An 11,632-nucleotide genomic window follows, 5' to 3' on the forward strand; every position below is an offset into this window, starting at 1 on the left:
CTGAACGGGACGTGCGAGGTTATTCAATTATTTCGAACATAGATCTCGAAATATTGCGCTTTTACCTCGCGGGCTAACTCCGTACAGTGTAAAGCATTGAGCGGTAAGCCAACCGCGTAACGCACAGGAAAATACCATGAGCAAAGTTTTAGTTCTGAAATCAAGCATCCTCGCTGGTTACTCTCAGTCAAATCAACTGGCTGACTTCTACGCTGACGAAGCACGCGCTAAAGGTGATTCGGTAACCGTGCGTGATTTAGCTGCGCAGCCGATTCCGGTGCTGGATGGTGAGCTGGTTGGCGCGCTGCGTCCATCCGACGCACCGTTGTCTCCACGTCAGCAGGAAGCGCTGTCTCTCTCCGATGAGCTGATTGCTGAACTGCAAGCCCATGACACCGTGGTTATCGCCGCGCCAATGTACAACTTCAACATTCCAACTCAGTTGAAAAACTACTTCGACCTGATTGCCCGCGCTGGCGTGACTTTCCGTTACACCGAAGCAGGCCCGGAAGGTCTGGTAACCGGCAAACGTGCAGTGATCCTCTCCAGCCGTGGCGGCATCCATAAAGATACGGCCAGCGACCTGCTGACGCCATACGTGAAACTGTTCCTCGGCTTCATCGGTATCACTGATGTGAACTTCGTGTTCGCAGAAGGCATCGCTTATGGTCCAGAAGTGGCGACCAAAGCGGCTAACGATGCAAAAGACGCCATCAAGCAAATTGTTGCTGCGTAATCATTTTTCACTATGATGCATGCCCGTCAGGCTTATCTGACGGGCATTTTTTTTGCTGTTGTTTTCTAAGCGCTTAAAGCTCCATACTGCACTTCTTTGCCAGCCCCTGAATGGTCGATTTCAGCACAGCGAAAGGAGATGAAGTGACACAACACAATCAATATGGTCAGCCGATCGGTTTTGCATTACCCGACTGGCAGCCCGCCACCTTCCCGCCCGCCGTTATTCTCACTGGCCGTTTTTGCCATCTGACACCGCTTCAACTCAGTCACGCGCCCGCCCTGTTTGCCGCCTTTTCACTGGCAGCCGACGATCGCGATTGGACCTGGCTCGGCGCATCGCAGCCGCAAGCGTTAGCTGAAATGACCGACTGGGTCGCCAACAAAATCGGCGACAGTGGATTAGTCAGTTATGCGGTGATCGATCAGGTTAAGCAGCAAGCGGTTGGCGCGGTCTGTTTCGCCAATATCGAGATGCAGAATGGCGCGATTGAGATTGGTCATGTAACCTGGTCGCCGCTGATGCAGCGCAACGTGTTGGGCAGTGAAGCAATATATCTGCTGTTGCAGCAGGCTTTCGCACTCGGTTATCGCCGCGTGGCGTGGCGTTGTGATTCCCTGAATCTGGCTTCACGACGCGCAGCAGAGCGCATCGGCTTTACCTTTGAAGGCTGTTTTCGTCAGGCGATGACGCGCAAACAGCGCAATCGTGATACCGATTGGTTATCGATTATTGATAGCGAATGGCCAGCGATTCAGCAGGCCTTACGCCAATGGCTGGCAACGGAAAATATGGATCAGCACGGGCGCGAAACGCAAAAACTGCGCAGCTTTTTCCCGGCGGATTGACGTTGTCTATACTGACTAGCTTTTATCTACGCAATTGCAGAGGTACTCATGTCCAACGTATTTATTATTGGCGGCGCAGGCAACATTGGCCGTCGTCTGGCATCACTGCTGGCCGCTAACGGGCACGTTGCGCGCCCGCTGTTTCGCAAAGCGGAACAGGAGCAGCCTTTGCGTGAAATGGGTGCTGAGCCGGTTAACGGCGATTTAACCGCGCTGGACGCAAAATCCCTTGCCGCGCTAATGGCGGGCAGCGATGCGGTGGTGTTTACCGCTGGTGCCGGCGGCAAAGGCGGTGAAGAGATGACGAACGCCATTGATGGCAAAGGATTAACCACCGCCGTTGCTGCCGCGCAGCAGGCTGGCATCTCGCGCTTTTTGCTGGTTTCGGCGTTTCCCGAAGCTGGCAGAAACAAAAACCTCTCCGCCACCTTCGAGAACTACATGCGCGTGAAGAAAGCAGCCGATGTCGAGCTGGCGCAAAGCGATCTGGATTGGGTAATTTTACGCCCCGGCACGCTGACGGATGAGAAAGGTCAAGGCATGGTGCGTGCCGGTTTGGCCATCCCGTATGGCGACATTCCTCGCGATGACGTAGCGGCGACGCTGGCTGAACTCATCGCACAACCGGCTATCAGCCGCGTGATCATTGAGTTGACCGGCGGAGAAATGCAGGTGCGCGAAGCGATTAAACCACTGGCATCACGCTAGCGCCTTCAACTCTCGGTTTCATCCAATGAGCGCAAATGATCCTGTTTATTCAGCGTCATCAGCGCCGGAATACTGATCGCAGCCGTAACTATGATGTACCAGGCGGGGATATCCAGATTCCCCGTTTGCTTAATCAGGGAGGTAATGATCAGTCCGGCGCAACCCGAGAAAACCGCGTTAGAGAGAGAATAAGCCAGGCCCAGCCCGGTATAGCGAACGCGCGTGGGGAACATTTCAGCTAACATTGCCGGGCCTGGTCCTGCCAGCAACCCAACAATTCCACCCGCAACAAACACCACCAGCGCCTTGACCAGCAGCGTCGAAGAGTCGGCCTGCAACACTTTCAGTAACGGTAATGCCAGCACCAGCAACAAGCATGCCGCGAGAACCATCACGCTGCGGCGTCCAATTTTATCGCTAAGAATGCCTGCTGGGATAATGGTCGCAGCAAACCCTAGGTTAGAAATCACCGCAATCAACAGCGCCTGGTTGAAACCGGTGTGCAGCGAAGATTGCAGATAGGTTGGCATGATCACCAGATAGGTATAACCCGCCGCTGACCACACCATCACGCGGCTGATTGCCAGCAAGATAATCCTGATCGTTGCGGCAAAACTGGCGCTGACCACCGGCTGCTGTGCGTTTTGCATTTGCTGCTGACGCACAAAACTGGGCGTTTCTTCCATGCTGTAGCGCAGCCACAGCGCCACAATCCCCATCGGCAATGCGAGGAAGAAAGGAATGCGCCAGCCCCAACTGTGCATCTCATCTGCACTCAGTACCGCCGACAGCAGTGCGACAATGCCAGCACCCGCCAGCAGGCCCAACGCCACAGTGAATGACTGCCATGCACCGTAACGCCCACGCTGCCCTTTGGGGGCAAATTCCGTCATCAGTGACACCGCGCCGCCGTATTCACCCCCGGCAAATAAGCCCTGCAGAATACGCAGCCCGGTAATGATCAGCGGTGCCGCCACGCCAATGCTGGCATAGGTGGGAATAACGCCGATCGCAGTCGTCACCAGCGTCATCATGATCAAGACAAAAATTAGCGTAGGCTTGCGCCCAATACGATCGCCCATGCGGCCAAAAAATATCGCGCCCAAAGGACGGAAGAAAAAGGCGATGGCGAAGGAGGCGTAGGTCAGAATAATGCCGGTCAGCTCGGCTTCACCTTGCAGTCGAAAGAAGTTCTGCGCGATCACCGTCGCGAGGAAGCCATACACCGCAAACTCGTACCATTCAATGAAATTGCCCACTGAACCGGCGATTAAGGCGCGTTTCTGTGCATCCGTTGTAGTTTGAGGCTTCTGCATTCGGCTATCTCTTTTCCATTCGTGAATGAACAGAATGCGTCATGTTGCTGTGTGGTCAAGGACATCATGTTATTTATCCTGATCAACCGGCGTCAGCCACTGCTACGCTGTTGCTGCTTCCAGCTTTTAACGCCACCCATATCCCCAGCAGCCCCGCGCCCGCTAATCCCCACATCACCCATTGAAAACCTGCCGTTTCGCCGCCGGTTTGATAAATCTGCGTGGCAATCGCCAGGCCCAGCGCACCGCCGAGATTATGCAGCGTCCATGAAATGCCAATGCCCTGCGCGTGCCGGGACGCAGGTAACGCGCCGAGCGCAGCCGCAACGGAAGGCCCGAGGATAGCGCCCCAGCCTGCGCCCATCAGCACAAATGCGGTGATGATCGGTACTAACGATGCGCTGTTGATGGTCAGCAGCAGTGCGGAAGCCGTGAGCAAGGCAAATCCCGCCGCCATCACCGGCCAACTGCTGTAACGGTCGGCAAGACGGCCTGCAAAGGGAGATATCAGCGCCATCACCAGCGTCACCGGCAGCAGCATCAGACCGAGCTGGGCGGCGTTGAAATGAAAGAGCGTCAGTAGCCTAAACGGCAGCAACATAAAGGCGGAGCAATAGAAAATCGCCAGCAGCACCGACAGTAAACAGGCGGCTGCAAAGCCGCTGTTTCGCAGCATGCGGAAGTCGATCACCGGGTGTGGCTTACGCCTTTCAATCATGACAAATGCCAGCAAAAACAGCAGCGATAACCCCAGCGCCAAAACGGCATGCCAGCTCAGCAGGCCCCAATGTGTGACGTGACTTGTCCAGATCAGCAGTGGGATCAGTGCGGCGGTCATCAGCAGCCAACCAGGCAAATCCAGCCGCGTTTCGCGATGTCTGATGGATGCCGCGATGCTGCCGCGGCAAAAAACAAAGCTCAGCAGGATGAGCGGCACATTAAGCAGAAAAACCGCGCGCCAGCCGAGCCAACTTACCAGCACGCCGCCAGCAACCGGCCCCAACGCCAGCCCCAATCCGTTAGCGGCAAACAGCAATCCTAGCGCGCCACCGCGTTTTACTTCTGGCATCGCCTCAACCAGAATGCTGGCGCTGACGGTATACAACACCGCGCATCCCACGCCCTGTAGCAAGCGGCAGAGATTGAGCACCATCAAATCCGATGCCAATCCCGCCCCCAACGACGTTGCGCCGAAGAGCAGCATTCCGGCATATAAAATTCGCCGTGCGCCGAAGCGTTCCGCCAACCTGGCCGACATCACCATGCAGCAGCACAGCGCCATAACGAAGAGCGTCATCGCCCACTGCACGCTGGCGAGATCGCTGTGAAAGTGGTGCTGAATCGCCGGCAATGCGGTATTGACGATAGTGAAATCAATACAGCCGAGAAAACTGGCCAGACAGATACCGATTTGTAGGCGGATTAAGGTTGCCGGAGAAGTTGTCATGCGAGGCTCCTGATGCGTAAATCGCTAGCCTGACACGAATTAAATTCTCCAGTTACGCTAATTATTCGCCATACTGACGAATTAAAATCGCCAGAGAAGATCGTATCATGATTAACACCGACAGGCTGAACAGCATCCGGGCCTTTGTGCAGGCCGCGCAGGCGGGAGGATTTAGTCTGGCTGCTGAGCAACTGGGCTTGTCGCGCTCCACGGTAGGGAAAGCCGTTGCCCGACTAGAATCGCGCCTGCAGGTGAAATTGTTCCAGCGCACCACTCGTTCACTGTCGCTCACCAGCGAAGGCGAACGCTTTTATCACGACTGTCTGCAGATCCTTGCCAGCCTCGACGCGGCGGAAAATCGCCTGATGGCACACGCCAGTGAAGCCACAGGCCAGCTGCGCGTTGCGGCTCCGCCTTTGCTGGGCGAAAAATGGGTGATGCCGGTGTTGCTTCCTCTGACTCAGAGATGGCAAGGACTGGCGCTAGATGTGCGGCTTTCAACCCAGCGCATTGACCTTGCTGCAGAAGGCGTCGATCTCGCCATCCGCATCGGCGCGCCCGGAAACCACGCCGATCTCACCGCGCGACTGATCGGCCAGCAGCCGCTGCTGTTGTGCGCTGCGCCTGCACTATTAAAAGCCGCTACACCGCCGATTCGGCTGGAGGAGTTAGCCCATTTTCCGCATCTGACATTACTGGAACAGGGACGTTCTCAACCGTGGCTGCTTAAAAACTCGCAGGATGAGAACGTTTACTGGCAGCCAGACGAGCGGTTGCGCTTCAGCAGTATGAGTGCGGTTTACGCCGCAACGCTGGAGGGTTATGGCATCGCGCAACTGCCACGCTGGCTGGTCAGTCGGGATATTGAGGACAAAAAACTGATTGAGGTATTGCCGGAGACGCGTAGCAACAGCCTGCCGATTTATGCTGTGTGGTTGAAAACCGCCGCGATGCCGCAGCGGTTAAGATGTGCGATTGATGCGCTAAAAGAAGCCTTTGCCCGGCAGCCACTGTAAAAAACAAGTCGATTTACTTACGCAGCCACTGCCCATTGATGCCGCGCACATACTCGCCGCTACCCGCGCGATTCACCAGCTTCTCGCCGGCAATGCGCGCCACTTCGCTGGCGCTCAGGTTATTTTGCTGTGCCACACGCTGATACTGCTGCAGGCGGCCATCGTTGATGCGTTTGACCAGCGCCAGCGTCTCTTCGTCCTGCTGACGCGGCGCCACATAGCCGCTGAGCGTTTCGCCCACGCGCCCTTGTTGACGCGCCTCATCCAGCGTGAGCGCCCAGGCAGAAGGCATCAGCAGAAGCGCCGCCAGCAGCGCGATTCCCTTGCGTTTCATCATGCTTCTCCTCAAAACAGTCCGCTCTGATTCTTCAGCAGCGCTTCCACATCTTTATCCACCTTGATGTGAATCTCATGCTCAATTTTGACGTTCATATTGATGGTGATCGGCTCTTTTGGCGCCGCAACTTCAATGCGCGGCACGCAGCCAATCAGTGGCAGCCAGGCTGCCAGCACCAGTAATGCCCTGAGGCTCATGGTTGGGGATCCTTCTTCGAGGGTAAGGTGGCATTTTGCTCCACCCAGGATTGCAAATTATCGCCGAAGCGCAGGCTGCGCCACAGCTGGAACAGATTTTCCTGATGCCGGTAGTTCAGATTAACGGTCTGACGGCGGTTGCTGAACTGGCTCACGCCTTTCACTTCTGACTGCATGATCAGATTGCCGAAGTTATCCAGATCGATAGTGGCCCACGAGCGCGAGATTTCCATGTAGCGCAGCCAATCCAGCGCCGCGCCAGCCGCAAAGTTATTGCTGACAATGGCATCCGCCATATCTTTATCCAGCCGGAAGGTCAGCGGACCGCTGTTGGCGATCCAGCCCTTTTCAATCAGCCATTGTGGATTGTTTATCCACAGCGGCAACTCGCCATTGACCTTGCCGGACATGGCAAATTGCTTGGGTTTAATCGCGCTGACCAGCTTGCTGAGATTGATCTCTTTCAGCGAGACGCGCGCCGCTTCATGCTGCGGCATACGCAGCTCGGGCATGCTGACGTGTCCGCCTAACAGATCAAGATTGACGTTGCTAAGCGTTAACGGCTGGCGCTCCTGCCACGGATAGTGACCTTGCAAATCAGCGGTGATGTTTTGCAGCGAGAACTGATTTTTCACTTCGGCGATACGCAGTGAAACCGGTCCGCGCCGTCCAAGCTGCCATTGATGATCCTTCAGGTGGAACGGCAGCGAGAAATCGATACCGTTGATTTCACTGTCCGGCATCCACAGGCTGCCGTTTTTCACCGTCCAGTGACCGCCCGCTTCGAAGCCCTGCTCGCTGGCCGCCGAGAATGCCACCTGCGCGCGCAATTCACCCGACTGAATACGCATCTTCAAATCGCTGCTGAGCAGCGGCTGGAACACCGTCAATGACTGCGCTGGCCACCAGGCTTCGCCACGCAGACGTTCGCCGTCCCAGCGGCCATGCACGCGTACCGGACCAATATTCTGCGCCGTTAGCTGACCGCGCCAGATAAACTGGCTGGGATCGCTGCCTTTGGCTTCAAAATTGAGTTCTGATGGCGGCAGCCAGCCGCCGTAGCTGAATTGGGTTTGACCCGACTTTAGCGTGAAGCCGCCGTTAAACGCCGGATGATCCGGATCACGCTGCCAGCGCACCGGCGCGTTGAGCGTCAGGCGCGGTTTAGCGACTTGCACCATGCCATACGCCAGCTGATCGAAACCGGTATTCAGCGTGTCGAGGCTGATCAAGGTGTCCTGCCAACTGCCCGTGCCCTTCACGTCCCATTTGGCAGAGAGCGGCTCGATCTGACCGTCCCCCCAATAACGCCAGTTCCACACGCCGCTGTCCGGCCAGAAATCGCTGGCGCGCCCATCGAGATGCAACCTGAAGCGACCAAAGCTGGGATCGTGTGCCTTGAGGATCGCCTGCAGGCGACCATTAATGCCGCGCGACGCCACCGTCACGCCCGCCAACGGCCAGCGCGCTTCATCCACTTCCAGCGTTGAGAGCAAGCGCCCGCGCAAACGCAGCAGCGCGCCCTGCTTCAGGCTCAACTGCGGATCGGTGAGCACGCCGTGCAGCAAGCCGGGCATGCTGCCAAACAGCTGCAGATCGGCGAATTTGCTCTCACCGGTCAACTGGAACGGCAAAGCGCTGTCGACCATGCTCAGTTTGCCGGGGCCGACGCTCAATACCAGATTGCCTTTGCCGCCGCGCCCTTGCGTCAGCAGATTGAATCGCCCGCTGACCAGCGTGTTTTCCAGCCCTTGCTGCCAGTTTTCCAGCGTCACTGCCATGCCGCCCGACAGTGGCTGATCGGCCTGCGGCCAGCGCCATTGGCCTTGCGTAATACGAATCAGCCGCTCGTCGACCTGCCACGGCACCTGCAGCAGCGGCCGATCGTCATCCTGCTGCTTCACCGTCAAGGTGCCTTGCTGTTGCTGCCAGTTAAGCGTTAGCGCCAGCGGCTGCGGCCACTGCACAACATTGAGATCGGCACTGAGTTCGCCCGCCACCGGCAAGCCATCGGCAAAAGTTGGCAAAGTGACATCGCCATGCAGATTGAGCGGTTTGGGGAGTAGAGGATGACTGAGCTGGAGCTGGGCAATCTGCAGCAACTGACCTTGCAAACGCGCATCCACATTGAGGTTGTCGCCCTGATAATGCAGCTGCTGCACATCTTTATCTAAGGTGAGATCGAAACGACCGGCATATTGCTGCCACGGCAGAATGGTGATTTTTTGCAGATGCACATCGGCGCCAGGCAACATCTTCTGCCAGTCGGCCAGGCTGCGCGGCGCACCGCTGGCTTCGCTGTGCGGCAGCGATTGCAGGCAGTCGCTGTTAAGTTGCACTTCACCGGCGCTGAGCTGCCAGCGCTTTTGCTGCCAGCCAAGCGCCGCATCGCTGACGTTTGCCAGTTCACAATCGCCCGCCAGATAACGCACCGCCGGGAAATGCAGTGCACCTTGCTGCCAGCGCGGCGTGCCGTTGAGTTCCACGCGGGTATTTGCGGGCAGCCAGATACCGGCCAGACGCGGCAACCATTGCGTCAGCGTCAGCAGCAATCCCAATAGCAGCAGTATCAGCGCCAGCAGCGCAGCAAGTGTTCGGCGAAGGCCACGCGTCATGGCAGTTAACGTTCCTGTTCTTTACACAATCCTGACGAGGAGCCAAATGATGGCATGTTACGTCCGGCAAATGAAGGTGTTAGCGACATAGTCTGGCTGAAGAACAGCAAAATGACGCGGAAAACGTTATCCTGTTGTGATACCGACGTTGCATTTTTCAGGAGCGAAACAATGAAAGTTGCGGTTTACAGCACCAAGCATTACGACCAGAAATACCTTGAACACGTCAACAGCAGCTACGGATTTGAGCTGCAGTTTTTTGACTTCCTGCTGACACCGGCGACGGCGAAAAACGCCGCGGGCTGTGATGCGGTGTGTATTTTCGTCAACGATGATGCCAGCAAAGAGGTGCTGGAAGAGTTGGCGGCGCTGGGCGTGAAGCACATTGCGCTGCGCTGTGCCGGTTTCAATAACGTCGATCTCGCGGCGGCGAAAGCGCTGGGCTTAAACGTGGTGCGCGTTCCGGCGTATTCACCGGAAGCGGTGGCCGAACATGCGGTTGGCCTGATGATGACGCTGAACCGTCGCATTCACCGCGCCTATCAACGCACGCGCGACGCCAACTTCTCGCTGGATGGTTTAACCGGCTTCAACATGCACAACAAAACTGCGGGCGTGGTCGGGACCGGCAAGATTGGTATCGCAGCGATGCGAATCCTCAAAGGATTTGGCATGCGCCTGTTGGCATTCGATCCCTATCCAAGCCAGGCGGCGCTGGAGCTGGGCGCGGAGTATGTCGATCTCAAAACGCTGTTCGCTGAAGCCGATGTGATTACATTGCACTGTCCGCTCACGCCGGAAAACCACCATCTGCTTAACGCCCAAGCGTTCAGCCAAATGAAAGATGGCGTGATGATCATCAACACCAGCCGTGGCGGTTTGATTGATTCACAGGCAGCGATCGATGCGCTTAAACAGCAGAAGATTGGTTCGTTGGGGATGGATGTATACGAAAACGAGCGCGATCTGTTCTTTGAAGACAAATCGAATGACGTGATTCAGGATGATGTGTTCCGTCGTCTGTCGGCCTGTCACAACGTGCTGTTCACCGGCCATCAGGCTTTCCTGACCGCCGAAGCATTGACAGCGATTTCAGAAACCACGCTCAGCAACTTGCAGCAGTTGGAACGCGGCGAAACCAGCCCGAATCAGGTTACTGCTTAATCCTTCTGCGCCTGCCTTAGCGGGCGCAGCTTCCACCCATCAGCGCCTGTTCGTCACAGCGACGACCATTAGCCAACTGGCACATACCGATGCGTGAGCCGTCTAACTGACGCGAAAACGCCAGCGATCCCCCGGCATTACTACAATTCACTTCAGCCATTGATGACATCACAACGCGCGGTTGTACGTGGGCGGCAGTAGCTTGTTGTGGCGGTTCGTTATCACTGTTGCTGCTGCAGGCAGAAAGTAACAAGGTGGCGCCAGCCAGCAGGAAGAGAGCGGCTTTCATCGATGAGGCTCCGGGGAATGAGCGAAAAAGTCGCACCAGAATATGTCAGGTGCGGTGAGGGATCGATAGGCGACACAGCTTTTTACAAAATTTAATTTCATTGTTTACAAGCAGAATTATCCTGTTTGAGATATTTCCGCCCTTTTCACCCGGCGGATTGTTTGTTTATCAACCACTAAGGAGAGAATGATGTTGACGGATATGCTGATCCGCATCGCGTTAGCCGGGATTCTCGGCGGACTGATTGGCCTGGAACGGCAGCTGCGCGCCAAAGAGGCCGGTTTGCGCACCCATATTCTGGTCGGTATCGGCAGCGCGATGTTTATGCTGGTATCGAAATATGGCTTTGCCGATATGTTAGTCAGCGATCATGTAGCGCTCGATCCCAGCCGTATTGCGGCGCAGGTGGTGAGCGGCATGGGCTTTCTTGGTGCCGGTACCATCATTATTCAGAAGCAAGTGGTGAAAGGTCTTACCACCGCCGCCGGTTTATGGGTTACTGCGGCGATTGGTCTGGTGATCGGTAGCGGCATGTATGAAATCGGCATTTATGGCACCGTGCTGGCGCTGGTGGTGCTGGAGACGTTTCGTCGCATCAGTCACTGGCTGATTGGCCGTCATCATACGCTGCTGGTGCATCTCAAACCGAAAAGCGTGCCGCTGGTGTTGCTGGTGCTGCAGCGTGAGAATGTGCGCTACGGCCATATCGCCGTGGTGAACCGTGATGAAGAGATTGGCCTATGCGAATTAAGCGTAGAGGTGACATTGTCACGACGCACACCAATGCACAACATCTATGACAAAGTGATGGAAATCAAAGGCGTTCAGTCGCTAGAGATGATGTAAAAATCAGCAATGTTAGATTCCGGTGCGCTGCCATCTCGCAAGCACACAGATGAAAAAGTCGCTTCAGAGCCCTTTGCTAAACTGAACTGATAACCCCCGTAAATTTTGCGGGT

At 56.1% G+C, this 11,632-nt stretch carries 12 protein-coding genes; 6 read left to right on the forward strand and 6 right to left on the reverse strand.

Features of this window, described 5'->3' with window-relative positions; genetic code table 11:
• Window positions 1-136: 136 nt before the first annotated feature.
• From azoR to NR302_RS09995, 3 genes are all read left to right on the forward strand, one after another.
• Entirely contained in the window at window positions 137-736 is a 600-nt protein-coding gene (gene azoR, locus NR302_RS09985; RefSeq protein ID WP_008106416.1) for an FMN-dependent NADH-azoreductase, read from the forward strand.
• Between the two features lie 143 nt (window positions 737-879).
• Window positions 880-1,584, forward strand: a complete 705-nt coding sequence (locus NR302_RS09990; protein ID WP_258143381.1) for a GNAT family N-acetyltransferase — start codon at window positions 880-882, stop codon at window positions 1,582-1,584.
• 48 nt (window positions 1,585-1,632) lie between these two features.
• On the forward strand, window positions 1,633-2,292 hold the full coding sequence (locus tag NR302_RS09995) for an NAD(P)H-binding protein (protein ID WP_258143382.1): 660 nt from the start codon (window positions 1,633-1,635) through the stop codon (window positions 2,290-2,292).
• Between the two features lie 5 nt (window positions 2,293-2,297).
• On the opposite strand, the gene NR302_RS10000 is transcribed toward NR302_RS09995, so the two are convergent.
• A complete protein-coding gene (locus tag NR302_RS10000; protein ID WP_258143383.1) occupies window positions 2,298-3,608 on the reverse strand; it encodes an MFS transporter in 1,311 nt (436 codons plus the stop codon).
• An 82-nt stretch (window positions 3,609-3,690) separates the two neighbouring features.
• Complete coding sequence (locus NR302_RS10005; RefSeq protein ID WP_258143384.1) at window positions 3,691-5,055, reverse strand: MFS transporter; 1,365 nt, start codon at window positions 5,053-5,055, stop codon at window positions 3,691-3,693.
• A gap of 107 nt (window positions 5,056-5,162) precedes the next feature.
• Here NR302_RS10005 and NR302_RS10010 point away from each other — a divergent pair, with 107 nt between their 5' ends.
• Window positions 5,163-6,071, forward strand: coding sequence for a LysR family transcriptional regulator (locus NR302_RS10010; protein WP_258143385.1), 909 nt, complete (start codon window positions 5,163-5,165; stop codon window positions 6,069-6,071).
• A 13-nt stretch (window positions 6,072-6,084) separates the two neighbouring features.
• Here NR302_RS10010 and NR302_RS10015 read toward each other — a convergent pair whose 3' ends face one another.
• Genes NR302_RS10015 through NR302_RS10025 form a run of 3 tightly spaced genes read right to left on the reverse strand, consistent with a single transcriptional unit; the run spans window position 6,085 to window position 9,220 of the window.
• A complete protein-coding gene (locus tag NR302_RS10015; protein WP_258145184.1) occupies window positions 6,085-6,405 on the reverse strand; it encodes a YdbL family protein in 321 nt (106 codons plus the stop codon).
• A gap of 11 nt (window positions 6,406-6,416) precedes the next feature.
• Window positions 6,417-6,605: a YnbE family lipoprotein gene (locus NR302_RS10020; protein WP_008106429.1), complete on the reverse strand. Its 189-nt coding sequence runs from the start codon at window positions 6,603-6,605 to the stop codon at window positions 6,417-6,419.
• A complete protein-coding gene (locus NR302_RS10025) occupies window positions 6,602-9,220 on the reverse strand; it encodes a YdbH family protein (protein WP_258143386.1) in 2,619 nt (872 codons plus the stop codon). The genes NR302_RS10020 and NR302_RS10025 overlap by 4 nt, the downstream gene beginning before the upstream one ends.
• A 171-nt stretch (window positions 9,221-9,391) precedes the next feature.
• Here NR302_RS10025 and NR302_RS10030 point away from each other — a divergent pair, with 171 nt between their 5' ends.
• Entirely contained in the window at window positions 9,392-10,384 is a 993-nt protein-coding gene (locus NR302_RS10030) for a 2-hydroxyacid dehydrogenase (protein WP_258143387.1), read from the forward strand.
• A gap of 16 nt (window positions 10,385-10,400) precedes the next feature.
• Here the strand turns inward: NR302_RS10030 and NR302_RS10035 are convergent, their stop codons facing one another.
• A complete protein-coding gene (locus NR302_RS10035; protein ID WP_061718809.1) occupies window positions 10,401-10,673 on the reverse strand; it encodes a DUF333 domain-containing protein in 273 nt (90 codons plus the stop codon).
• A 189-nt stretch (window positions 10,674-10,862) separates the two neighbouring features.
• Here NR302_RS10035 and NR302_RS10040 point away from each other — a divergent pair, with 189 nt between their 5' ends.
• On the forward strand, window positions 10,863-11,519 hold the full coding sequence (locus NR302_RS10040; RefSeq protein WP_008106437.1) for an MgtC/SapB family protein: 657 nt from the start codon (window positions 10,863-10,865) through the stop codon (window positions 11,517-11,519).
• Window positions 11,520-11,632 lie beyond the last annotated feature (113 nt).

Origin of the sequence: Pantoea sp. SOD02 (assembly GCF_024707505.1) — a bacterium.
GTDB classification, from domain to species: Bacteria; Pseudomonadota; Gammaproteobacteria; order Enterobacterales; family Enterobacteriaceae; genus Pantoea; species Pantoea symbiotica.

What these genes read in the sequence shown, in the direction of transcription:
- NR302_RS10030 (WP_258143387.1), top strand. Translation starts at nt 9,392, where the DNA reads ATGAAAGTTGCGGTTTACAGCACCAAGCATTACGACCAGAAATACCTT.
- NR302_RS10035 (WP_061718809.1), bottom strand. Translation starts at nt 10,673, where the DNA reads ATGAAAGCCGCTCTCTTCCTGCTGGCTGGCGCCACCTTGTTACTTTCT.
- NR302_RS10025 (WP_258143386.1), bottom strand. Translation starts at nt 9,220, where the DNA reads ATGACGCGTGGCCTTCGCCGAACACTTGCTGCGCTGCTGGCGCTGATA.
- NR302_RS10020 (WP_008106429.1), bottom strand. Translation starts at nt 6,605, where the DNA reads ATGAGCCTCAGGGCATTACTGGTGCTGGCAGCCTGGCTGCCACTGATT.
- NR302_RS10005 (WP_258143384.1), bottom strand. Translation starts at nt 5,055, where the DNA reads ATGACAACTTCTCCGGCAACCTTAATCCGCCTACAAATCGGTATCTGT.
- azoR (WP_008106416.1), top strand. Translation starts at nt 137, where the DNA reads ATGAGCAAAGTTTTAGTTCTGAAATCAAGCATCCTCGCTGGTTACTCT.
- NR302_RS10010 (WP_258143385.1), top strand. Translation starts at nt 5,163, where the DNA reads ATGATTAACACCGACAGGCTGAACAGCATCCGGGCCTTTGTGCAGGCC.
- NR302_RS09995 (WP_258143382.1), top strand. Translation starts at nt 1,633, where the DNA reads ATGTCCAACGTATTTATTATTGGCGGCGCAGGCAACATTGGCCGTCGT.
- NR302_RS10000 (WP_258143383.1), bottom strand. Translation starts at nt 3,608, where the DNA reads ATGCAGAAGCCTCAAACTACAACGGATGCACAGAAACGCGCCTTAATC.
- NR302_RS10040 (WP_008106437.1), top strand. Translation starts at nt 10,863, where the DNA reads ATGTTGACGGATATGCTGATCCGCATCGCGTTAGCCGGGATTCTCGGC.
- NR302_RS10015 (WP_258145184.1), bottom strand. Translation starts at nt 6,405, where the DNA reads ATGAAACGCAAGGGAATCGCGCTGCTGGCGGCGCTTCTGCTGATGCCT.